26 protein-coding genes are annotated in these 22,923 nt (G+C 55.1%); 25 read left to right on the forward strand and 1 reads right to left on the reverse strand.

From position 1 onward, the window contains the following. Position 1 precedes the first annotated feature (1 nt). From AB5Z05_RS04770 to AB5Z05_RS04875, 22 genes are all read left to right on the forward strand, one after another. Complete coding sequence (locus AB5Z05_RS04770; protein ID WP_013723550.1) at positions 2-877, forward strand: MinD/ParA family protein; 876 nt, start codon at positions 2-4, stop codon at positions 875-877. Continuing rightward, positions 870-1,589, forward strand: a complete 720-nt coding sequence (locus AB5Z05_RS04775) for an RNA polymerase sigma factor FliA (protein ID WP_019444723.1) — start codon at positions 870-872, stop codon at positions 1,587-1,589. Before AB5Z05_RS04770 ends, AB5Z05_RS04775 begins: the two co-directional genes overlap by 8 nt. A gap of 111 nt (positions 1,590-1,700) precedes the next feature. Next, positions 1,701-2,084 carry a chemotaxis response regulator CheY gene (gene cheY, locus AB5Z05_RS04780; protein ID WP_013723552.1) on the forward strand — a complete coding sequence of 128 codons (384 nt, stop codon included), beginning with the start codon at positions 1,701-1,703 and terminating at the stop codon, positions 2,082-2,084. Positions 2,085-2,096: 12 nt separating this feature from the next. Continuing rightward, positions 2,097-2,837 carry a protein phosphatase CheZ gene (locus AB5Z05_RS04785; RefSeq protein WP_368150298.1) on the forward strand — a complete coding sequence of 247 codons (741 nt, stop codon included), beginning with the start codon at positions 2,097-2,099 and terminating at the stop codon, positions 2,835-2,837. Between the two features lie 11 nt (positions 2,838-2,848). Further along, complete coding sequence (locus AB5Z05_RS04790) at positions 2,849-5,065, forward strand: chemotaxis protein CheA (RefSeq protein WP_368150300.1); 2,217 nt, start codon at positions 2,849-2,851, stop codon at positions 5,063-5,065. A gap of 32 nt (positions 5,066-5,097) precedes the next feature. Beyond that, a complete protein-coding gene (locus AB5Z05_RS04795; protein ID WP_236375395.1) occupies positions 5,098-6,213 on the forward strand; it encodes a chemotaxis response regulator protein-glutamate methylesterase in 1,116 nt (371 codons plus the stop codon). A gap of 2 nt (positions 6,214-6,215) precedes the next feature. Beyond that, positions 6,216-6,953, forward strand: a complete 738-nt coding sequence (locus tag AB5Z05_RS04800) for a flagellar motor protein (RefSeq protein WP_019444726.1) — start codon at positions 6,216-6,218, stop codon at positions 6,951-6,953. Positions 6,954-6,955: 2 nt separating this feature from the next. Continuing rightward, the gene (locus tag AB5Z05_RS04805) at positions 6,956-7,876 is read left to right on the forward strand and encodes a flagellar motor protein MotB (protein ID WP_129503545.1); all 921 of its coding nucleotides are present in this window, start codon (positions 6,956-6,958) and stop codon (positions 7,874-7,876) included. A gap of 4 nt (positions 7,877-7,880) precedes the next feature. Next, positions 7,881-8,675, forward strand: a complete 795-nt coding sequence (locus AB5Z05_RS04810; protein WP_005334696.1) for a ParA family protein — start codon at positions 7,881-7,883, stop codon at positions 8,673-8,675. Further along, positions 8,672-9,544, forward strand: coding sequence for a chemotaxis protein CheW (locus tag AB5Z05_RS04815; RefSeq protein WP_368150303.1), 873 nt, complete (start codon positions 8,672-8,674; stop codon positions 9,542-9,544). The genes AB5Z05_RS04810 and AB5Z05_RS04815 overlap by 4 nt, the downstream gene beginning before the upstream one ends. 69 nt (positions 9,545-9,613) lie before the next feature. Further along, positions 9,614-10,102: a chemotaxis protein CheW gene (locus tag AB5Z05_RS04820; protein WP_005298836.1), complete on the forward strand. Its 489-nt coding sequence runs from the start codon at positions 9,614-9,616 to the stop codon at positions 10,100-10,102. Between the two features lie 28 nt (positions 10,103-10,130). After that, positions 10,131-10,508, forward strand: coding sequence for a DUF2802 domain-containing protein (locus AB5Z05_RS04825; RefSeq protein WP_368150392.1), 378 nt, complete (start codon positions 10,131-10,133; stop codon positions 10,506-10,508). Between the two features lie 198 nt (positions 10,509-10,706). After that, a complete protein-coding gene (gene ccmA, locus AB5Z05_RS04830; protein WP_005353659.1) occupies positions 10,707-11,351 on the forward strand; it encodes a cytochrome c biogenesis heme-transporting ATPase CcmA in 645 nt (214 codons plus the stop codon). 4 nt (positions 11,352-11,355) lie between these two features. Next, the gene (ccmB, locus tag AB5Z05_RS04835; protein ID WP_103251228.1) at positions 11,356-12,024 is read left to right on the forward strand and encodes a heme exporter protein CcmB; all 669 of its coding nucleotides are present in this window, start codon (positions 11,356-11,358) and stop codon (positions 12,022-12,024) included. A gap of 170 nt (positions 12,025-12,194) precedes the next feature. Further along, the gene (locus AB5Z05_RS04840; RefSeq protein ID WP_368150306.1) at positions 12,195-12,935 is read left to right on the forward strand and encodes a heme ABC transporter permease; all 741 of its coding nucleotides are present in this window, start codon (positions 12,195-12,197) and stop codon (positions 12,933-12,935) included. Between the two features lie 2 nt (positions 12,936-12,937). Beyond that, entirely contained in the window at positions 12,938-13,144 is a 207-nt protein-coding gene (gene ccmD, locus AB5Z05_RS04845; protein ID WP_019444732.1) for a heme exporter protein CcmD, read from the forward strand. Further along, positions 13,141-13,632, forward strand: a complete 492-nt coding sequence (gene ccmE / locus AB5Z05_RS04850; RefSeq protein WP_005334685.1) for a cytochrome c maturation protein CcmE — start codon at positions 13,141-13,143, stop codon at positions 13,630-13,632. The genes ccmD and ccmE overlap by 4 nt, the downstream gene beginning before the upstream one ends. Before the next feature lie 82 nt (positions 13,633-13,714). Then, on the forward strand, positions 13,715-15,670 hold the full coding sequence (locus AB5Z05_RS04855) for a heme lyase CcmF/NrfE family subunit (protein WP_107683679.1): 1,956 nt from the start codon (positions 13,715-13,717) through the stop codon (positions 15,668-15,670). Continuing rightward, the gene (locus AB5Z05_RS04860; protein WP_005353655.1) at positions 15,667-16,197 is read left to right on the forward strand and encodes a DsbE family thiol:disulfide interchange protein; all 531 of its coding nucleotides are present in this window, start codon (positions 15,667-15,669) and stop codon (positions 16,195-16,197) included. The genes AB5Z05_RS04855 and AB5Z05_RS04860 overlap by 4 nt, the downstream gene beginning before the upstream one ends. Before the next feature lie 11 nt (positions 16,198-16,208). Then, complete coding sequence (locus AB5Z05_RS04865) at positions 16,209-16,688, forward strand: cytochrome c-type biogenesis protein (protein ID WP_368150308.1); 480 nt, start codon at positions 16,209-16,211, stop codon at positions 16,686-16,688. Further along, positions 16,685-17,953, forward strand: coding sequence for a c-type cytochrome biogenesis protein CcmI (gene ccmI, locus AB5Z05_RS04870; protein ID WP_368150310.1), 1,269 nt, complete (start codon positions 16,685-16,687; stop codon positions 17,951-17,953). The genes AB5Z05_RS04865 and ccmI overlap by 4 nt, the downstream gene beginning before the upstream one ends. Positions 17,954-18,038: 85 nt before the next feature. Further along, the gene (locus tag AB5Z05_RS04875; protein ID WP_047434286.1) at positions 18,039-18,851 is read left to right on the forward strand and encodes a VacJ family lipoprotein; all 813 of its coding nucleotides are present in this window, start codon (positions 18,039-18,041) and stop codon (positions 18,849-18,851) included. A 112-nt stretch (positions 18,852-18,963) separates the two neighbouring features. On the opposite strand, the gene sodB is transcribed toward AB5Z05_RS04875, so the two are convergent. Next, positions 18,964-19,548 (reverse strand): superoxide dismutase [Fe], encoded by a 585-nt coding sequence (sodB, locus tag AB5Z05_RS04880; RefSeq protein ID WP_005334664.1) that lies wholly within the window; start codon positions 19,546-19,548, stop codon positions 18,964-18,966. A 288-nt stretch (positions 19,549-19,836) separates the two neighbouring features. Here sodB and AB5Z05_RS04885 point away from each other — a divergent pair, with 288 nt between their 5' ends. The 3 genes from AB5Z05_RS04885 to tdcC all read left to right on the forward strand — a co-directional run bounded on the left by AB5Z05_RS04885 (position 19,837) and on the right by tdcC (position 22,888). Further along, positions 19,837-20,181, forward strand: coding sequence for a Grx4 family monothiol glutaredoxin (locus AB5Z05_RS04885; protein ID WP_005353650.1), 345 nt, complete (start codon positions 19,837-19,839; stop codon positions 20,179-20,181). A 359-nt stretch (positions 20,182-20,540) separates the two neighbouring features. Further along, positions 20,541-21,545 (forward strand): bifunctional threonine ammonia-lyase/L-serine ammonia-lyase TdcB, encoded by a 1,005-nt coding sequence (tdcB, locus tag AB5Z05_RS04890; protein ID WP_005334660.1) that lies wholly within the window; start codon positions 20,541-20,543, stop codon positions 21,543-21,545. A gap of 11 nt (positions 21,546-21,556) precedes the next feature. Continuing rightward, on the forward strand, positions 21,557-22,888 hold the full coding sequence (gene tdcC / locus AB5Z05_RS04895; RefSeq protein ID WP_019444738.1) for a threonine/serine transporter TdcC: 1,332 nt from the start codon (positions 21,557-21,559) through the stop codon (positions 22,886-22,888). Positions 22,889-22,923 lie beyond the last annotated feature (35 nt).

The raw sequence follows: 22,923 nt of genomic DNA on the forward strand, positions 1-22,923 counted from the left end.
CATGTATATGGATCAGGCGAGTGGTCTGCGCAAAATGCGTCAAAACAATCGAGTAAAAGTAATCGCCGTTTCCGGTGGTAAAGGTGGCGTGGGCAAGACCAACGTGACCCTGAACGTGGCCGGAGCCATGGCCGCCCAAGGCAAGCGGGTGATGGTGCTGGATGCCGACCTGGGTCTGGCCAACGTCGACGTCATGCTTGGGCTGCGGGTTCATCGCAACCTCTCTCATGTCCTGGCGGGTGAATGCACCATCGACGATATCATCGTCGAAGGCCCCTACGGCATGATGATCGTGCCTGCGACCTCGGGCACCCAGTCCATGGTCGAGCTTTCTCCGGTGCAGCATGCCGAGCTTATCCGTGCCTTCAGCGAGATGAAGACCCAGGTCGACATCCTGCTGGTGGATACGGCTGCGGGGATCTCCGACATGGTGCTGAGCTTCACCCGAGCAGCTCAGGACATCATGGTGGTGGTTTGCGATGAGCCGACCTCCATCACCGATGCCTACGCCCTCATCAAGATCCTCTCCAAAGATCACGGTGTGTTCCGCTTCAAGGTAGTGGCCAATATGGTGCGCAGTCTGCGCGAAGGGCAGGAGCTCTTTGCCAAACTGACCCGGGTCACGGATCGTTTCCTCGACACCTCGCTGGAACTGGTCGCCTGTGTACCCTATGACACCAATCTGCGTGCCGCCGTGCGCAAGCAGAAGTTGATTGTCGAGGCGTTTCCCAAGTCGCCGGCCGCACTGGCGTTCCGGGCCCTTGCCAACAAGGCGGCGAGCTGGCCGGTTCCCAACCAGCCAGGCGGCCATCTGGAGTTTTTCCTGGAAAATTTGTTGCAGAAACCGGCCACAACACAGGAAGGTTCCCGTGAATAAAGCCCAAGCGTACTTGCGTCATCAGGATTCCTACGTGCTGGTGGAGCGTCATGCTCCCCTGGTCAAGCGAATTGCCCAGCATTTGTTGGCTCGCCTGCCCAGCAGTGTCTTGCTGGATGACCTGATCCAGGCAGGTATGATTGGGCTGCTTGAAGCCTCCCGCAACTTTGACGGTAGCAAGGGAGCAAGCTTCGAGACGTATGCCGGGATCCGCATCCGTGGCGCCATGCTGGATGAGATCCGGCGTGGTGACTGGGTGCCCCGTTCAGTGCATCGCAACAGCAGGGCTATTGCAGAAGCGATCGAGAATGTCGAGCAGACGCACGGGCGTGACGCGCGAGATACCGAGGTTGCTGCCGAGATGGGGGTCTCCATCGCTGATTACCATGCGATGCTGCAAGACGTCTCTTGCGGCAAAATTATCGGTATCGAGGATCTGGGGGTCAGCGAGGATGTGATCGGTAACCCCGATGATGCTCCTTCAGGCTCGGGATTCGATGAATTGGCTGCCGAGCGATTTCAGATTCAATTATCCGAGCAAATTGGTCGTCTACCAGAGAGAGAAGCTTTGGTTCTCTCTCTTTACTACGATGAAGAGCTGAATTTGCGTGAAATTGGCGAGGTTTTGAATGTCAGCGAGTCGCGTGTGAGCCAGATCCACAGTCAGGCAATGCACAGATTGCGTGCTCGTTTGAGAGATTGGCATCTATAAGTGTTTGTACTGGCTACACTGAGATGAAACTCTAAGGCATAATCCGCACGACACAACCCGTTTTTAGCATCATGTAAGTGAGCCACTCTGGTGGCTATTTAGGAGGGAATTTTGGACAAGAACATGAAAATCCTCATTGTTGACGATTTTTCAACGATGCGCCGGATTATCAAGAACTTGCTGCGCGACTTGGGATTCAACAATACCCATGAGGCGGATGACGGCAATACAGCGCTGCCGATGCTGAAAAATGGTGATTTTCAGTTTGTAGTTACCGACTGGAACATGCCTGGCATGCAAGGTATTGACCTGCTTAAAGCCATCCGTGTCGATGAGAAGCTCAAGCATCTGCCGGTACTGATGGTAACTGCTGAAGCCAAACGTGAGCAGATCATTGAAGCCGCCCAAGCTGGCGTCAACGGTTACATCGTCAAGCCCTTCACCGCAGCAACGCTCAAAGAAAAACTCGACAAAATTTTCGAACGAATTGGCTAAGGAGCTGCAGGGATGATGGCCAAAACGAGAGCAATGATTTCGCTCGACCAGGCAAGGATGCTTGTTGCTCATCTGGAGCAAGGCGAATTTGAGCTGGCCGATGAACTGCTTGCCGAAGTATGTGCCCCCAACGCAGCCGATCTGTTTGAAAAAGTAGGTCAGCTGACCCGACAACTGCATGATTCACTTCAAGAATTTCGCCTTGATCCCCGTATTCCCGATTTGGCTACTCATGATATTCCCGATGCTCGGGAACGCTTGAGCTACGTTATCGATATGACCGACAAAGCGGCCAATCGCACAATGGATGCGGTGGAAGCCAGTTTGCCGATAGCGGATCGCCTGAATGACAATATCCAGCTGGTGATGCCGAACTGGAATGCCCTGATGTCTCGTGACATGAGCGTGGGGCAGTTCAAATCCTTATGTCACCAACTTGATGATTTTATTAAGGATTCAGAGTCTGATGCCGATAAATTACGGCAACTGCTGACAGAAATCCTGATGGCACAAGATTTTCAGGATTTGACAGGTCAGATGATCCGCAAGGTCATCAAGCTTGTTCAGGAAGTTGAAACAAAATTAATAGAAATGCTGACCATGTTTGGTGAGGCTTCTGCTGAGCATTCAACTCGTAGTATTCCTGTCAACGGGATTGAAGCAGAGGGCCCTATCATGAACCCCGAGGCTCGTGCCGATGTGGTCAATGGTCAGGATGATGTGGACGATCTGCTGTCTAGCTTGGGATTCTAATGGAGTGACGCATGGCCTTCGAAGTTGATGAAGACATACTGCAAGACTTTCTGGTCGAAGCATCCGAAATATTGGAACAGTTGTCTGAACAACTGGTCGACTTGGAAAAGCGGCCCGATGACAAGAACCTGTTGAATGCCATCTTTCGCGGTTTCCATACCGTGAAAGGGGGGGCAGGTTTTCTGTCGCTCGGTGAACTGGTTGATGTATGCCACGGTGCGGAAAACGTGTTCGATATCTTGCGTAATGGCAAGCGAACCGTTACTGCGGAGCTGATGGATGTAATCCTGCAAGCGCTGGATGCCATCAATGTCATGTTCGCCCAGGTTCAAAATCGCGAAGCACCCAGCCCTGCGTCAGATGATTTGCTTCATGACCTCCATGAGTTGTGCAAGCCAGAAGGGGAAGAGCAACTGCGCACTGCTACCAGTGCGGCTGCGGCTGCGGCTGTAGAATCTGAACCTGTAGCACCGGTAGTTGTTGAAGAAGTTGCTCCAGAAGTTTTTGAACCCGCAGCCATCAGCAGCGAGCCTGCTCCTGTCAATGGCGGCGGCTCGATCGATGAAATTTCTGCAGACGAATTCGAGCGTCTGCTGGACGAGCTCCACGGCGTGGGCGGTGCTCCGACCAAGACGGCTGCTGCAGCCCCGATAGCGGGTGGCTCTGGCGATATCACCGATGATGAGTTTGAGGCCTTGTTGGATCAGCTCCATGGTCAGGGACAGCACATGGGGGCGCCAGAGGTAAATCCTCTGAAGTCGGTGCAAAAAGAGGTGGACGAGCTTATCGATGATGATGAGTTTGAGCGTCTGCTCGATGAATTGCATGGTCGTGGTCAAGGGCCTCAGAGTACTATGGCACCTGCCGCACCTGCCGCACCTGCCGCACCTGCCGCACCTGCCGCACCTGCCGCACCTGCTGCGGTGACTCCGCCCAAATCGGCCACTCCTGTAGCCAAACCAGCACCGGCTGCCCCCGCAAAACCCGCTGAAGTAGCCAAGGCTCCAGCACCAGCCGCCAAGTCTGCGCCTGCGCCAGTAGAAAACAGTGCCGTGCAAAGCGATACGACGGTGCGGGTGGATACCAAGACCCTCGATGTCATCATGAACATGGTAGGTGAGTTGGTACTGGTTCGTAACCGGCTGGTGAGCTTGGGTATTGCCAGTAATGATGAAGAGATGTCAAAGGCGGTTGCCAATCTGGATGTGGTAACGGCTGACCTGCAAGGTGCGGTGATGAAAACCCGCATGCAGCCAATCAAGAAGGTATTTGGTCGTTTCCCGCGCGTGGTGCGTGATCTGGCCAGAACCCTCAAGAAAGAGATTGAGCTGGTGATGGTGGGGGAAGAGACCGATCTGGATAAAAACCTGGTAGAGGCGCTCGCCGATCCTCTGGTTCACCTCGTTCGCAACTCCTGCGATCACGGGGTCGAAATGCCGGATGTGCGGGAGAAAGCGGGCAAGCCGCGGCAAGGGACAATTACCCTTAGCGCCTCCCAGCAAGGTGACCATATTCTGCTTTGCATCGAGGATGATGGGGCAGGGATGGATCCTGAGAAACTCAAGTCCATCGCAATCAGTCGCGGTGTTCTGGATGCAGATACTGCCGCTCGCATGAGCGACAACGATGCCTATAACCTGATCTTTGCTCCGGGCTTTTCAACCAAGGCCGAGATCTCTGATATCTCTGGCCGTGGTGTCGGAATGGATGTGGTTAAAACCAGCATTGTCAGCCTCAATGGATCGGTGCACATCGATTCCACCTGGGGGAAAGGTACCCGTCTCGAAATCAAGGTTCCGTTGACGCTGGCCATTCTGCCAACTCTGATGGTGGAAGTGGGTGAGCAGACCTTCGCACTTCCCCTTGGTTGTGTGAACGAGATTTTCCATCTGGATCTGAAAAAGGCCAACATGGTTGATGGCCAGCTCACCATCATTGTGCGCGAGAAGGCGATACCGCTCTTCTATCTGCACAAGTGGTTGATTCGTGGCGCCAACAAGCGTTCACGTCAGGATACCGGACATGTGGTGATCGTGCAGATTGGCACTCAGCAAATCGGGTTTGTGGTAGACAGCTTGATTGGTCAGGAAGAGGTGGTGATCAAGCCACTTGATAACCTGCTGCAAGGCACCCCTGGCATGGCCGGTGCGACGATTACCAGTGATGGCGGAATCGCTCTTATTTTGGATGTGCCGAGTCTGCTCAAAGCATATGCGCGTAGACATTAATAGCTCAGGCCCAAGGAGTTAGAAAAACAACAATGGCAGTCAAGGTATTAGTTGTCGACGATTCGAGCTTCTTTCGCCGTCGGGTGAGCGAGATCATCAATCAGGATCCCATGCTGACGGTGATTGATACGGCCCAGAATGGACGTGAGGCGGTGGACAAGGCGCTGTCACTGCGCCCTGATGTGATCACCATGGACATCGAGATGCCCGTGATGGATGGCATCAGTGCGGTGCGGGAGATCATGGCCAAGTGCCCAACCCCCATTCTGATGTTCTCCTCCCTGACCCATGAAGGGGCCAAGGCTACGCTTGATGCGCTGGACGCCGGTGCCCTCGATTTCTTGCCCAAGAAGTTTGAGGACATTGCCAGAGACAAAGATGAAGCGGTCAGGCTATTGCAACAGCGGGTAAAGGAGATCTCTCGCAAGCGCTTCCTGATGACATCCGCTGCTCGCCCCAAAGCACCTGAACCCGTTGCTCGTGCTCCGCTGGGCAGCACAGCGCCCAGATCTTCAGATCGTCAGCCTGACCTGCAACGCACTGTGCCAAGTGCTTCATTCAAACGCAGTGGTAAGAGTTATCAGTTGGTGGCGATCGGTACTTCTACCGGCGGACCAGTTGCTTTGCAAAATGTGCTGACCAAGTTGCCGGGGGATTTTCCCCATCCCATCTTGCTTATCCAGCATATGCCAGCCACTTTTACCGCCGCGTTTGCTGCCCGTCTCAACGGGTTATGTCAGATTGGCGTCAAGGAAGCGGAAGATGGCGATGTGCTTAAACCAGGGCATGCCTATCTTGCTCCCGGTGGCAAACAGATGCTGCTGGAAGGTCGTGGTGCAGGGGCCCGCATTCGCATCGTGGATGGCAACGACAAGGTCAATTACAAGCCTTGTGTGGACATCACTTTTGCCTCTGCGGCCAAAACCTATGCCGACAAGGTATTGGCGATTGTGTTGACCGGTATGGGCGCAGATGGCCGTGATGGCGCCAGACTGCTGAAAGAGCAGGGATCAACCATCTGGGCTCAGGATGAGGCTTCCTGCGTGGTATATGGTATGCCCCAAGCAGTAGCCAAAGCGGGGATTGCCAGCGAATCACTCCCTCTGGACAAGGTGGCCCAGCGTATTCTGGTTGAGTTGGGGCGCTAATCATGGGCTTGCTCGGTCTGCTCCTGGCATTGGGGGCTATTGCCATTGCCCAACTGTGGCATGGCGGCTCCCTGTTGACGCTGGTGGACGGCCCCGCTTTTTTGATCGTGCTGGGCGGTACTGTCGGTGCTGTCACGTTGCAGACTCCTGCCAAGTACATTCTGCTGGCGTTGCGCCAGCTGTTATGGATTTTTACCCCTCCCCACCAAGATCTCGCGGCGCAGGCCGAACGGTTGCAGTCATGGGCCGTCTTTGCGCGCCAGCAAGGGCTGCTGGCCCTTGAAAATCAGGCCGAGCAGGAGGAAGACAACTTTACTCGCCAAGGGCTTGGCATGATTGTCGATGGGGTCTCCACGGAGGATATTCGCATGTTGCTCGAAGCCGATATCGATATCGAGCAGGAGCGTAATGAACATGCCGCCAGGGTATTTGAAGCAATGGGGGGGTACAGTCCGACCATCGGGATCATCGGTGCCGTGCTGGGCCTGATCCAGGCCATGTTTCATCTCGAAGACCCATCAGCACTGGGAGCTGGGATCGCAGTGGCATTTGTGGCAACCATCTATGGAGTGGGGTTTGCCAACCTCATCTACCTGCCTATCGCCAACAGGCTACGCGCATTTCACTATCACTATGCACTCTTTCAGGAGATGACCCTGGAAGGGCTGCTGGCTATCGCCCATGGTGAAAACGGCTTGCAGGTTGAACGCCGGCTCAGGGCCTATTTGAAAGGAGAGTAGCCATGCGCAAGCGCTATCGGTTGCACTTGCAGGGTCGCGAGCATCTTGACCGCTGGCTGGTCTCCTATGCCGATTATATGACGCTGATCTTTGCCTTGTTCGTGGTGCTCTACTCTGTTGCACTGGTGAATAAGGACAAGTATCGCGCGGTGATTGATGGTATGAGCCAGGCGTTCAGTGTCATGCAGTCTGGCGGCAATGGCTTGCTTGAAGGGCAGGGTAATTCCCTGCTGGATAACCCGGTATCTGCCTCTCCATCATTGCTGGAAAGCCCAGCATCCCCCTCTCCTTCACTTGCTCCTATTTCTGGTGTGCCAGTGCTGCAAGATGGCGCGACACTTGCAAAACTCGATATGCAGTTGCAACAGAGCATGGGCTCGCTGGTGGATGCCGGTATCGTCAAAGTGACGCAAGATGAGAATTGGCTGACGATAGAACTTAGTTCCGGGTTGTTGTTTGGCAGCGGCAGTGCCTTTTTGGGACCAAACGCTGCACCGGTCATTAATACTCTTTCAAGTATTCTCAAACCGGTCGATAACTATGTAAGGGTTCGGGGTTATACCGATAACCAACAGATAAATAATGAAATTTATCGTTCTAACTGGGCGCTTTCTGCTGCTCGGGCCGAAGCGGTACTCAATGGTTTGATTGCAGATGGGATCGCCCCCCAGCGTCTGGCGTTCGAGGCATATGGCGAGTTTTCCCCCTTTGCTGACAACGGCAGCGAGCAGGGCAGACTGCAGAATCGCAAGGTTGTGGTCGCTATCTCCAAGTTTGCCTGGGTGCCGCCAGCACCTGTTGTTGCAACGCCTACGGTAGTTGCTGAACCGGTTCCTGCTGTACAGCAGGCGGTGGATGCAGGAGAGATAAAGGTGATCACCTTGCCCGGTGGTGGCATACGCATAACAACAAGGCAGGATTGATACAGTGATTGTTTGGACGGTTGCCAACCAGAAAGGTGGTGTGGGTAAAACCACCACAGTGGTCTCGCTTGCGGGGATCCTGGCCCAGCGTGGCCAGCGGGTGCTGTTGATTGATACCGACCCCCATGCTTCGCTGACTGCATATCTTGATTTTGATTCAGATCGCCTGGATGGAACCCTCTATGAGTTGTTTCAAGCTGTCAAACCGACAGCCGAGCTTGTCAATAAACTGACGCTCAAGACCAAGTTCGAAAATATCAACTTACTGCCAGCATCTATTACCTTGGCGACCCTTGATCGGGTGATGGGCAATCGTGAGGGGATGGGACTGGTACTGAAGCGGGCACTGCTGCGCATTCAGGATCAATATGATTACGTGCTGATCGATTGCCCGCCAGTGCTGGGGGTGATGATGGTCAACGCGCTGGCTGCCTGCGATCGCATTCTGGTGCCTGTCCAGACAGAATTTCTGGCCCTCAAGGGGTTGGAGCGGATGATGAAAACATTCGAGATCATGCAGCGTTCCAAGCGTGACAAGTTCCGTTATACCGTGATCCCGACCATGTTCGACAAGCGCACCCGTGCCTCTCTGATGACCTTGAAGTCGATCAAGGATCAATATGGGGATTCAGTGTGGAATGCGGTGATCCCTATTGATACCAAGTTTCGGGATGCCAGCTTGCTGCATATCCCCCCGTCTATCTATTCTCCCGGGAGTCGTGGAACCTATGCATATGAAACGCTGCTCAACCATCTTGATGCCCTTGAGCGGCAACGGGTTCATGAGGTGACGGCATGAGAGATACCATTCAAGTTCGGGCGATGGATGACTATTTCCATTCCCTGCTGCTCGATGAGCCACTGGTGCTGGATGAGGTAGAAGCGGCTCAATCCGCCCCTGTTTTACAGTTGCAACGTCAGCCCCAAAGCGTCCCCGAGGTAGTCGCCGCACCATACCTCGAAAGCGATCCTCGGCTTGCCCAGCTCGGTGAGCTATTGGCTCAGGTGGGACAAGTCCAGTTTGAGAATGACGCCTTCACCCAGGAAGCGACTCTCACCGCACCGCTGGAGATTGTGGCAGAGGAATCACTGCTGCCGGTAGAGCCTGAATGGCCTGCGGAGGTGCTGCTTCCCGAGATTGCGGAGCCCCATACTACTATCCTGACCGAGACGGCGCTGGAGGTTGCGCCGGTCGAGGCCAGTGAACCTGTTACCTGGGAAAATATCGATACCGGTAAAGAGTTTCAGGCCCTTTTCTTTGAAGTCGCGGGTGTGACGTTTGCGGTGCCGTTGACCGAGCTGGGTGGTATTCATCAGCTGGGCGAGATCACCTCCCTGTTTGGCCAGCCGGGCTGGTACAAGGGGATCATGACCTCTCGCGAGCAGAAGATGAATGTGGTCGATACTGCCCAGTGGGTCATGCCGGGTCAGCATCTCGAGATGGATGATTACAAGTATCTGATTATGCTTGGTGAATCGCCGTGGGGATTAGCCTGCCACCATCTCAAAGGGACTGAATTATTACACCGTGACCAGGTGAAATGGCGCCATCAGGAGGGCAAGCGCCCCTGGTTGGCGGGCATGGTCAAAGAAAAAATGTGTGCCCTGTTACACGTTCGCGAACTGCTCCTGTTGTTGGAGCGTGGGGTTAACATAGAAGGTCGCTGATAACTTCTGCAATCGAGCTGTTTTATTGCTAGTTTTAGCAGTAGACGTTTTCATAAAAGGAATAAAAACATGACAGAAAAGCGCAATATTGCACAGAATCTGGCCGAAGATGAAGTGCTGCAATGGGTAACCTTCCAACTGGAGAACGAAACCTATGGCATCAATGTGATGCAGGTTCAGGAGGTGTTGCGCTACACCGAAATTGCACCGGTGCCGGGTGCGCCTGAGTACGTACTGGGGATCATCAACCTGCGTGGCAATGTGGTGACTGTCATCGATACCCGTTCCCGTTTCGGTCTGCCTTCTGGTGATGTGAGTGAAAACTCCCGGATCGTGATCATCGAGGCCGAGAAGCAGGTGATCGGCATCATGGTCGACAGCGTGGCGGAAGTGGTTTATCTGCGCTCTTCCGAAATCGATGCGGCACCTGCGGTCGGTACTGAAGAGAGCGCCAAGTTTATTCAGGGGGTGAGCAACCGCGATGGGCAACTGCTGATCCTGGTTGACTTGAACAAGCTGCTCTCCGATGAAGAGTGGGAAGATATCGGTTCCCTCTGATAAGTAAGGTGATGTTTTGATAATCGAGATGGTTGCCTTGGGGATATCCCTGATTGCCTTGGCGTTTGCCTCTTATATCTGGTTCAAGAGCAAGCGCAGCAAGCAGGAGTCCGAGGCCAGTGTGGCAACCCTGCAAGGTCAGTTGGAAAGCTTGCGCAAGCAGATGATGGAACTCCATACCGGCGCTATTGGCATGGGGCAGCGTCTGCAGTCGGTGGAAGGGGCGATGCAGCAGGTCAATGAGCGCCAGCAAGAGCTGACTATGCAGGATCCCGAACGCAGGCTCTACAGCCGAGCGGCAAAGATGGTCGAACTGGGCGCCGATCTTGATGAAGTCATGAGTGAGTGCGAGTTGCCAAAGGCAGAGGCTGAGCTCTTGATATCGTTGCGAAAAGGTCGCTCTTGATGATTCAGGAAGGCAATTGCCTTCCTGAATTTTATGGCGTGCAGCCGCTTGTCCCCCGGCTGCGTTGAGCGGATGGTTTCTACCGCATTTTCTTTGTGATCCCGGTCGCCAGTCAGTTCAATTGTTGCATCTTTGAAAAGACGTATTCCAATACTGTGTTAAGATGCAGACCGCTTCATTTTCTCTGAAAAAATCCCCATGCTGCTTCAAGTTAACAATCTGAGCTGCGTGCGCGAAGATCGCACTCTGTTTGAACACCTATCTTTCTCTGTTGCGCCTGGCGATCTGGTGCAAATTGAAGGGCCCAACGGGGTTGGCAAGACCAGCCTGTTGCGGTTGTTGACCGGGCTGTCGCAGCCGTTTGCCGGTGAGGTGTGCTGGAATGGGGAGAATATTCGTCACTGTCGTGATGAGTATCATGCCAATCTGCTCTATCTCGGCCATCAGCCGGGCGTCAAAGCGGCGCTGACACCTTTTGAAAACCTGAAGTTCTACCAGCAGTTGCATCACCCGCAGCAGACAGAGACTGACTTGTGGCAGATATTGGCCCGGGTAGGGCTTGCCGGGTTTGAAGAGAACCCGACCGGGCAACTCTCTGCCGGTCAGCAACGCCGGGTGGCTCTGGCCAGACTCTGGCTGTCACAGAAACCGGCGCTCTGGATCCTCGATGAGCCCTTTACCGCCATCGACAAGCAAGGGGTCAAGGTGCTCGAGCAGCTCTTTCTGGCCCACGCCGAGCGGGGCGGCATGGTGATCCTCACCACCCATCAGGATCTGACCCTGATGCAGGGACGGCTGAAGACTATCTCGTTGACCCCCTTCGCCTCGACATTGCAGGAGTAACGCCATGTTGCGCGCTGTTATGCACCTTATTCACCGTGAACTGCTGATGGCTCTGCGCCAGCGTTCCGATATTCTCAATCCGCTCTGGTTTTTCCTCATCGTCATCACCCTGTTTCCGTTAGGCATTGGCCCGGAGCCCAAACTGCTTGCCCGTATTGCCCCGGGGATTATCTGGGTGGCGGCGCTATTGGCGGCAATGCTGTCGCTGGAGCGGCTGTTTCGCGACGACTTTGTCGATGGCGCGCTGGAGCAGATGATGCTGATGCCGCACCCGCTGGGCTTGCTGGCGCTGGCGAAAGTGGTCGCTCACTGGCTGCTGACCGGCTTGCCGCTGCTGCTGATCTCTCCCTTGTTGGCGATTTTGCTGTCGCTGGATATGAACACCTATCTGGCTGTCGTCGCGACGCTGGCACTGGGCACTCCGGTATTGAGCCTGCTCGGCGCGGTCGGGGTCGCGTTGACGGTGGGATTGCGCAAAGGCGGGGTGCTGCTTAGTCTGCTGATCCTGCCGCTCTATATTCCGGTACTGATTTTTGCCACCTCAGCCATCGATGCCGCGGGGATGAGCTTGCCCTATGGCGGGCAGCTTGCCATTCTGGCCGCCATGCTGGTGGGGGCTTTGACACTGACGCCGCTGGCTGTGTCGGCGGCGTTGCGGGTCAGCCTCAACTGATGGCCGTGAGCTGAACCGGATTTGGCTCCGAACGGAGTCTTTTTGCAAAAAATAATGTTGCGATGGATCAAGGAGAGTGCCGCTTATTGCTTTCGGGGTATTTGATGCTGCCCCGTGGTCGGTATGGTAGGCCTCGCCAAACGATTAATAACAAAAAGGTTTTGTGAGCTATGTGGAAATGGTTGCACCCTTATGCCAAACCGGAGCGTGCCTATCAGCTGGCAGGCACGCTGTTGCCCTGGTTTGCGGTGATTAGTCTGCTCTCGTTTGTGGTCGGTACTGTCTGGGGCCTCGCGTTTGCGCCAGCGGATTACCAGCAGGGAGATTCGTTCCGGATCATCTATATCCACGTGCCTTCCGCCATTCTCTCCATGGGGGCCTACTCCACCATGGCGGTGGCCGCTTTTATCGGCCTGGTGTGGCAACTGCGGATGGCGGACATGACGGTTGCAGCCATTGCGCCGGTCGGTGCCGTATTTACCTTTATTGCCCTCTTTACCGGTGCCGCCTGGGGCAAGCCGATGTGGGGAACCTGGTGGGTGTGGGATGCACGGCTCACCTCTGAACTGATCCTGCTGTTTCTCTACCTCGGCGTGATTGCTCTCTACAACGCCTTCAGCGACAAGGTGGTTGCTGGCCGTGCGGCCGGCATTCTGGCGCTGGTCGGGGTGATCAACCTGCCCATCATTCACTACTCGGTGGAGTGGTGGAATACCCTGCATCAGGGGGCCACCATCACCAAATTTGACAAACCCTCCATTTCACCCGAGATGCTCTGGCCGCTGCTGATCATGATCCTGGCGTTTGCTGCATTTCTCGGGGCCCTGACCCTGATGCGTTTTCGCAATGAACTCCTGATGCGGGAGTGGCATCGTCCCTGGGTCAAAGAGATTGCAGAGCAGGAGAAGTAAGCATGCACTTTGCCTCTTTCAGTGATTTTATGGCGATGGGCGGTTACGCCTTCTATGTTTGGCTCTCTTTTGGCCTGACGTTGGTGTGCCTGGTCGGCATCATCATTTCTACCCGCATGAAAACCCGCAGCCTGCTCGGTGAGTTGCGCAGCAAGCAGGCGCGTGAGGCCCGTCGCAAGGCGGCCCAGCAGATGGAGAACACCCTATGAATCCGAGACGCAAAAAACGCCTCACCATCATTCTCGCCATCACCCTGGGTCTGGCGACCGTCAGCGGGCTGGTGCTCTACGCCCTCAGTCAGAATATCGACCTCTTCTACACCCCGAGCGAGCTGGTGGAGGGGAAGGGGCCGGACAAGATCAAGCCGGAAGAGGGGCAGCGCCTGCGCATCGGTGGGTTGGTCGTGCCGGGATCGGTACAGCGGGATCCCCAGAGCCTCAAGGTTGCCTTCAAGCTGGTGGATAACGGCGGTCATCTGGTGAAGGTCGAGTTTGACGGCATCCTGCCGGATCTGTTCCGTGAAGGGCAGGGGATTGTTGCCCAGGGCACCCTCAAGGATGCCACGACCGTAGAGGCGTTCGAGGTGCTGGCCAAGCACGATGAGAACTACATGCCGCCGGAAGTGGCCGATGCCACCAACGGTATGCACTTCAAGCCGGAGTATACCGAGGCGCAGTTGAAGGGAGCCAAGCAGTGATCCCTGTGGTGTTTGCCTTTTCCGCTTTGCCTGCCGTGCGTGGTGCGGCTGTTGTCACCGTTCAATTGAAAGGAATGCCTTCATGATCCCGGAATTAGGTCAGTTTGCGCTTATCCTGGCCTTTGCCACCGCCCTGCTGCTGGGCAGCTACCCGCTGCTTGGCGCTAGTTGGGGGCGTCTTGGCATGATGTCGGCGGCCCGTCCGCTCGCCTATGCCCAGTTCTTGCTGCTGCTGCTGTCGTTTCTCTGCCTGACCTGGGCTTTTATCGATAATGACTTCACCGTGCAGTATGTGGCCACTAACTCCAACAGCCTGCTGCCGCTCGCCTATCGCATCTCGGCGGTATGGGGGGCCCACGAAGGCTCCCTGCTGCTGTGGGTTCTGACCTTAGGGGGCTGGACTGCGGCGGTGGCCATGTTCAGTCGCCGCCTGCCGCTCGATGCTGTCGCGCGGGTACTCGGCGTGTTGGGGCTGATCTCGGTCGGCTTCACTGCCTTCGTGCTGTTCACCTCCGATCCCTTCACCCGCACCTTGCCCTATTTCCCGGTAGATGGTCGCGACCTCAATCCGCTGCTGCAGGATCCGGGTCTTATCTTCCATCCGCCGATGCTCTACATGGGTTATGTGGGTTTCTCGGTGGCGTTTGCTTTTGCCATTGCTTCGCTGATGACCGGCCGTCTCGATGCGACCTGGGCTCGCTGGTCGCGCCCCTGGACCATGGCGGCCTGGGTATTCCTGACCCTGGGCATAGTGCTCGGCTCCTGGTGGGCCTACTACGAGCTCGGTTGGGGCGGTTGGTGGTTCTGGGATCCGGTAGAAAACGCCTCGTTTATGCCTTGGCTGGCGGGTACCGCTCTGCTGCACTCGCTGGCGGTGAGCGAGAAGCGCGCCACTTTCAAGGCGTGGACCGTGCTGCTGGCCCTCTCCGCCTTCTCGTTGAGCCTGCTGGGTACCTTCCTGGTGCGCTCCGGCGTGCTGGTCTCGGTCCATGCGTTTGCCTCCGATCCGACCCGCGGCCTGTTTATTCTCGGCTTCCTGCTGGCGGTGATCGGCTCATCCTTGCTGCTGTTTGCCTTCAAAGGCTCGCAGGTGAAGAGCCACGGTAAACACGAGCTGTGGAGCCGCGAGACCCTGCTGCTTTGCAACAACATCATGCTGGTGGCGGGTCTGCTGACCGTGCTGCTCGGTACCTTGCTGCCGCTGGTGCACAAGGAGCTGGGGCTGGGGAGCATCTCTATCGGTACCCCCTTCTTCAACCACATCTACAGCTGGCTGATCATCCCGTTTGCCCTGCTGCTGGGGGTTGGCCCGCTGTTTCGCTGGCGTCGTCAGGAGCTGGGGGAACTCAAAAGCAAGGTGGTTGTGGCACTGGTGCTGAGTCTGGCCGCAGCTTTGCTGTTGCCGCAGCTCTTTGCCGAAACCTTCAAGCCGTGGGCGGCGGTAGGGATTGGTCTGGGGGCCTGGATCATCGTCACCAGCGTGCAGGAGACCTGGGCGCGAGCGACCCACAAGCACAGCTTTGCAGTCGGTGTGCGCAAGCTTGGCAATAGCCACTGGGCCATGATCCTCGGCCATGTGGGGCTGGCAGTCAGCATCATAGGTATCGCCTGCACCCAGAATTACAGCATCGAGAAGGATCTGCGGATGCAGGCGGGTGATCGGGTGCACTTTGCCGATTACGAGTTCGTCTTTGCCGGGATCAAGGAGAAGAACGGCCCCAACTACGATGGCTTTAAGGGCGTGCTGGAAGTGCACCGCAATGGCAAGCAGGTCGCCCTGCTCAAGCCCGAGAAGCGGATGTACAAGGTGACCCGGATGCCGATGACCGAAGCGGCCATCGATGCCGGTATCACCCGCGATCTCTATGCGGCGCTGGGGGAACAGCTCGACAACGGTGCCTGGGCGGTGCGGATCTACTACAAGCCGTTCGTGCGCTGGATCTGGTTCGGCGGCGTCTTTATGGCTATTGGTGGCGTGCTGGCGATGCTCGACAAGCGTTACCGTTTCGGCCGTCGTGAGGAGGAGGCCAAGGCATGAACAAAAAGACCTGGTTGTTTTTAATCCCCTTTATCGTCTTTTTGCTGGGGGCTGTGTTCCTGTTCAAGGGGCTCTACTCCGATCCCACCAAGCTTGAGTCCGTGATGGTGGGCAAAGAGGTGCCAGTGTTCACCCTGCAGGACATTTACGATCTGAACAAGCAGCACGATCGCAGTATCCTGACCGGTCGCCCCATGCTGCTCAACGTCTGGGCTACCTGGTGCCCGACCTGCTATGGCGAGCACACCTACCTCAAACAGCTGGCGGGGCAGGGTATTCCCATCATCGGCATGAACTACAAGGATGAGCGCGACAAGGCGATCAAATGGCTGGCGGAGCTGGGCAACCCCTATCAGGTCAACCTCTATGATCCGGACGGCATGCTGGGGCTGGATCTCGGGGTATACGGCGCGCCGGAGACCTTCTTTATCGACAGCAAGGGGATCATCCGGTATCGCCACGTGGGGGATATCAACCCCGAGAACTGGGCGTCGACCCTCAAACCCATCTTTGATGCCATGAAGTGAGGGGAGTCCTGATGAGAGTATTTATTGCTTCCCTGCTGCTGTTGCTGGGATCGGTGGTGCAAGCGCCGGCCATGGCCGCTATCGATGTCTACAGCTTCGACAACGACAATCAGGAGCAGGTCTTTCGCGAACTGACCAAGGAGCTGCGTTGCCCCAAGTGTCAGAACCAGGATATCGCCGACTCCAATGCGGGGCTGGCCAAGGACTTGCGCGACAAGACCTACCAGATGGTGCGTCAGGGCAAGGACAAGGATGAGATAGTGGATTACATGGTGGCCCGCTACGGCAACTTTATCCTCTATAACCCGCCGTTGATGGCATCAACCCTGATCCTCTGGCTTGGCCCGCTGCTGGTGATCCTGATCGGTGGCGCCGTGGTCGTGATGCGCAGCCGCCGACCCCCTGCGGTGAAAAAACAACTGGATAACGCCTTGAGCGAGGAGGAGCAGCGCCGACTGGCCGAGCTGCTCAAAGAGGAAGAGAAACAATGACCGCTTTTTGGATAGTTATTGCGGGCTTGCTGGTGCTGGTGAGTCTGGCGCTCGTCGTGCCGCTGTGGCGTGGTGAAGGCAAACAGAGCATCAGTCGCTCGGCGCTCAACAAACAGCTCTATCGCCAGCGGCTGCTGGAGATTGGCGAAGAGCGCGAGCAGGGTGTCCTGGCTGAGGAGTCCGACTCGCTGGTCGAGCTGCAACGAAGTCTCTTGGATGATATCCCTGATGTGGAGCAGACTGCCCGCAGTGGCAAGAGTCTGATCTGGATCCCGGGTGTGCTGGTGCTGTTGGTGGTGAGTCTGGGGCTCTACTACAAGTTGGGCTCCTGGCAAGAGGTGAGTCGCTGGCAAGATGCCAGCAGCCGTCTTGGCGAGCTGAGCAACCGCATTCTGGTGGAACGCGATGCCCAGGTGACCGAGCAGGATCTGCTGGATTTCACGCTGGCACTGCGTACCCGCCTCAAGGATGAACCGAACAACTACCGCGGCTGGCTGCTGCTGGGACGCTTGGCGCTGGATGGCAATGATCCCGAGATGGCCAGCGAGGCGCTGGAGCGGGCCTACACGCTGGCCCCCCAGAAGTCGCTGGTGGCGGTGCCCTACGCGCAGGCGCTGATGATGACGGGGGATGAGGCGCAAGCGGATGCCCTGTTGCAGGCTGCTATCGCGCAGGATCCGGACAATATCGAGGCGCGTTCCGTCTATGCCTTTATGGCGCTGCAAAAAGAGGACTTCCAGACCGCGCTGGCTCGCTGGCAGGCGATGTTGCCACTGATGGAGAAAGGTACCCCCCGTTACGTGATGGTCGAGCGCTCCATGGAGTATGCCCGCGCGCAGCTCAAGCAGCGCGGCATCGAGGTGACGAATTCAGGCGCAGCCAAAGCGGGCGCAGTTGAGGGGCAACCGCTGGCGGTGAAGGAGGGGGAATTCCCCATCCACGTCACGTTGGCGGCGGGCATTCAGATGCCGGAAGATGCCCATCTCTTCGTCTTTGCCGTGGTGCCCAACGGGCCGCCCATGCCCATCGCCGTGAAGCGTATCGCAGGGCCAACCTTGCCTGTTACCCTGTCACTCGGGGATGGGGATGCCATGATGGAAGGTAGCAAACTGGCGGCCTATCCGGAGCTGCAGTTCAAGGCACGTCTCTCGCGCGGTGGCAATGTGATGAACAAGGAAGGAGCCTTCGAAGGGGTATCCGTGCCGGTCAAGACGGCCGAGATCCCTGCTGCTCCGATTGACATCCGCATCGATCACGCCCTCTAATATGCCTTTGGATAACCCAGCTCCTGGATAGGAGCCGGGTTATCTATACTTCTGATAAATCAAAATAAAACGTCAGGACAATCATATGTATCTTCGTTCAGGGGCCATACTGGCAGCCCTCTTGCTGGCTGGCTGTGCCGGTGGCCCACCCAAGCCTGGCCCAGAGAGTCTGGAGCTCAATCCCGGCATGAATAATCCGGGAGCCACCAGTACGGCGGCCGATCCGCGCGATCCCTTCCAGGGGGCCAACCGGGCCATGTGGGCGGTCAACTATGATGTGCTGGAGCCCTATGTGGCACGTCCTGTGGTACATGCCTATGCCCGCTACATTCCGGTCGGGGTGAAGGATGGCATTGCCAACTTTGTTGCCAACTTTGATGAGCCAAGCAGCATGGTGAACCATCTGATCACCGGTGATTTGAAGGGGGCGGGCACCAACCTGGGGCGCTTTACCCTCAACACCACGGTCGGTCTGCTGGGTATCTTCGATGTGGCCAAACATGCCGGCCTCGAGCGTAACAAGCTGGAAATGGACACAGTGCTGGGCAGGGCCGATATCGGTAATGGTGCCTACATCATGGTGCCTGTCTACGGCCCGACTACCACCCGGGAGCTGGTTGGCGATGCGATTGACAGCTTCTACTTCCCCTATGCCCTGTTAACCTTCCCGATGAAGGTTGCACACTGGGCACTGGATGGCTTGGGCACACGTGCCAAGCTGATCGATCAGGAGCGGATCATCGACAACTCCCTCGACCCCTATGCGCTGACCAAGGACTTCTACCTGCAATATAACCAGGGCAAGGTGACGGGCAAGCAGACCGAGCTCAAAGCGTCTCAGCAAGAGCAGGCTGACGACGCAAATCTGGATGAATACATGGACGAGCTGGACCAGTAAGCGGGTCATCCCGATATGTAAAAGGCGCCTGCGGGCGCCTTATTCATTTTCGCAGCCATATCGAGATAAAAAAACGCCCCGCAGTGCGGGGCGTTTTGGCAAGCGAGGCTGATTAGGCAGCCAAATTCTTGGCCACGAATTCCCAGTTAACCAGAGCCCAGAATGTTTCCATGTACTTCGGACGCAGGTTGCGGAAGTCGATGTAGTAGGCGTGCTCCCACAGGTCAACGGTCAGCAGCGGGGTGGTACCGGCTTCAGTCAGCGGGCAGCCAGCGTTGGAGGTGTTGACGATAGCCAGAGAGCCGTCAGCTTTCTTCACCAGCCAAGTCCAGCTGGAACCGAAGTTGCCGATGGCTGATTTGGTGAAGGCATCTTTGAACTCGGCGAAGGAGCCGAATGCCTTGTTGATGGCATCAGCCAGGGCGCCAGTCGGCTCGCCACCGCCATTCGGGGAGAGGCAGTGCCAGTAGAAGGTGTGGTTCCAGATCTGGGCGGCGTTGTTGAAGATGCCGCCGTTGGAGGTCTTGATGATCTCTTCCAGAGACTTGCCTTCAAACTCGGTACCCGGCACCAGATTGTTCAGGTTGACCACGTAGGTGTTGTGGTGCTTGCCGTGGTGATATTCCAGAGTTTCCTGGGAGATGTGCGGTTCCAGAGCGTTGATTGCATAGGGCAGAGCGGGAAGTTCGAATGCCATTTTCTACTCTCCATTGGCTGGACCGTGCGAAGGCGACGGTTGCAAGACATTGCGTACTCTTTTCTATATGTGAAAAGAGTTGTTTTTAAAATGATGGGGCTGGGTAGCCCAAAGCCAAGGGATTGTAGCAGTATCAAAGATGGCCTAACAACTCTTGATTGGCGCCATGATCGCGATCAATCCTGTGTGGGTTCTTTGCACAATTCGAGCCGGGTCACCCCTTTGTCAGTTTGTGCTCGGGCAAGATTGCAGTAGAATGGCCGCCGAAATCGCTCTAGTGAGGCACCTATGGAAACTATTGAAAAGATTAAGCAGCAGCTGGCTGACAACCCCATCATCATCTACATGAAGGGCTCCCCCAAGCTACCCAGCTGTGGCTTCTCTGCCCAGGCCTCCCAGGCTCTGATGTCCTGCGGCGAGCCGTTTGCATACGTTGATATCCTGCAAAATCCGGATATCCGCGCCGAATTGCCAAAATTCGCCAACTGGCCGACCTTCCCCCAACTGTGGGTTGAAGGTGAGCTGATCGGTGGCTGTGACATCATGATCGAGATGTTCCAGGCTGGCGAGTTGCAGGCTCTGATCAAAGAGACTGCTGCCAAGTACAAGAAAGATGATGCTGCAGCCGAGTAATCGGTTCTGTGTTGTCGAGAGGGAGCCTTATAGGCTCCCTTTTTTATTGTCCCGGTTCTGGCAGGCAAGCAACTGATTGCCGGTTGCAAAAAGCAACGCAATTGCCCTGAAAAATCTAATCCTTACGGATTTGTTTTGGAGTTGTTAATTATATTGTTTGCCAATATATGATTACTTTTTTTAATCCATTTGGATTCAAGTGTTGCTGCCATCACATTTTTTGATAATTTCACCGTAACGCAGTCTCTTTGTAGATTTTTTTGTGTTTATGCTCACATTAATTGCAAGTGATAGAACCTAGTATCGCTTCGCCCTGTGAAATAAAACCCTACAAATTAATAAATAAAAAGAGATTTGCGATGAAGATGTATAGCAATCTGCCCATTGGTCTTCATGATATTACTGAAGCCAAAAAAAGACTGACCAATCATATATACAAGACCGCGCAACTACCCTCTAACTACATCAGCGAACGTTGCCATGGCGAGGTTTACCTCAAGCTTGAAAACATGCAACGTACAGGCTCTTTTAAAATTCGTGGTGCCTTCAACAAACTCAGTTCATTAAGTCTGGAAGACCGACAAAAAGGTGTTGTCGCCTGCTCGGCGGGCAATCATGCCCAAGGTGTATCACTCTCCAGTGCTATGTTGGGAATTGATGCCAAGGTGGTCATGCCTTGCTGTGCCCCCAAATCAAAAATTGCTGCAACCAGTGACTATTCAGCCAAAGTGATCCTTCATGGAAATAGCTTCAATGACACCATTGCCAAAGTCAGCGAAATCGTGGAGATGGAAGGCCGCGTATTTATCCCCCCCTTCGACGATGCAAAAGTGATTGCCGGCCAGGGCACCATTGGCCTGGAAATTATCGAAGATTTGTATGATGTCGATAACATCATAGTACCGATCGGTGGCGGTGGTTTGATTGCCGGTGTTGCCATGGCTATCAAATCTATTAATCCGACCATCAAGGTGATTGGTGTGCAATCCGAGAATGTGCACGGTATGGCGGCCTCTTTCTATGCCGGTACCATGACCAATCACAGAACCAGCAGCACGCTGGCCGATGGCTGTGATGTGGCAAGACCCGGTTCACTGACCTTCGAAATCGTCAAACAATTGGTGGATGATATTGTACTGGTCACCGAGGATGATATTCGTCATAGCATGGTTGACCTTATTCAGCGCAACAAGGTGATTACCGAAGGGGCGGGAGCTCTGGCCTCGGCAGCGCTGCTCAGTGGCAAGCTGAAACATTATGTCGAAGGTAAAAAGACCGTCAGCATTATTTCGGGTGGCAATATTGATCTGACCCGGATCGCCGAAATTATCGAACAGAACAATATTCGTCAATTTAGCCTGTAAGGAATGCAGTCATGATATTAGACAGTGTTGTAACCGGCAGTAAAGAGAATACGCGTGCATGGCGTAAATCGGATACCACATGGGGATTAGGTCTGTTCGGTACTGCTATCGGGGCGGGGGTCTTGTTCTTTCCAATCCGGGCCGGATATGGTGGCCTGATCCCAATATTAATCATGCTGGTGCTGGCTTACCCCATTGCATTTTATTGCCACAGGGCGTTGGCCAGATTATGTCTTTCTGGCAGTAATCCATCGGCAAATATTACCGAGACCGTTGAAGAACATTTTGGCAAGATGGGTGGAGTGGTAATTACCTTCCTCTATTTCTTTGCCATCTGCCCACTGCTGTGGATATATGGTGTGACGATCACCAATACCTTTATGGCATTTTGGGAGCATCAACTACAGTTGGTTCCGCTTAATCGAGGTGTGGTTGCACTGGCATTGTTGATGTTGATGGCATTCGTGATCTACTTCGGTAAAGATCTGATGGTCAAGGTGATGAGCTATCTGGTCTTTCCCTTTATTGCCAGTCTGATCGTTATCTCTCTCTCCCTCGTCCCGTACTGGAACAGTGCCGTCTTTGATCAGGTCAATCTGAGCGAGATATCGATGTTTGGTCACGATGGTATTCTGGTTACCGTCTGGCTGGGGATCTCCATCATGGTCTTCTCCTTCAACTTCTCGCCGATTGTCTCCTCTTTCATTGTCTCCAAACGGGAAGAGTATGAGCAGGAGTTCGGTCGTGATTTTACCGAAAAGCGCTGCTCGAAGATTATCTCCGGTGCCAGCATGCTGATGGTGGCCGTGGTGATGTTCTTTGCCTTCAGCTGCCTCTTTACCCTGTCACCGCAAAATATGGCGGAAGCCAAAGCCCAGAATATTCCGGTGCTCTCCTATCTGGCCAACCACTTCTCCTCAATGACGGGCAGCAAGTCTGCGTTTGCCACCACTCTGGAGTATGCGGCGTCCATCATTGCGCTGGTTGCCATCTTCAAATCCTTCTTCGGCCACTATCTGGGGACGCTGGAAGGGTTGAATGGTCTTATCCTCCGCTTTGGCTATCAGGGCGACAAAAGCAAGGTTTCCAGTAAAAAACTCAATATGGTCAGTATGTTGTTCATCATGGGCTCCACCTGGCTGGTCGCTTATGTGAACCCCAACATCCTCGACCTGATTGAGGCAATGGGGGCGCCAATCATCGCTTCCCTGCTCTGTCTGCTGCCGATGTATGCGGTGAGCAAGACACCGGCACTGGCAAAATATAAAGGTCAGGCCAGCAACCTGTTTGTCACCATCATCGGTGTGCTGACCATCCTGAATATAGTTTCCAAGCTGTTCTGAAAACCTTTTCTGCAAGTCATCAGCCATTCAGGCCC

The organism is Aeromonas sp. R2-4 (assembly GCF_040908365.1).
GTDB classification, from domain to species: domain Bacteria; phylum Pseudomonadota; class Gammaproteobacteria; order Enterobacterales; family Aeromonadaceae; genus Aeromonas; species Aeromonas veronii.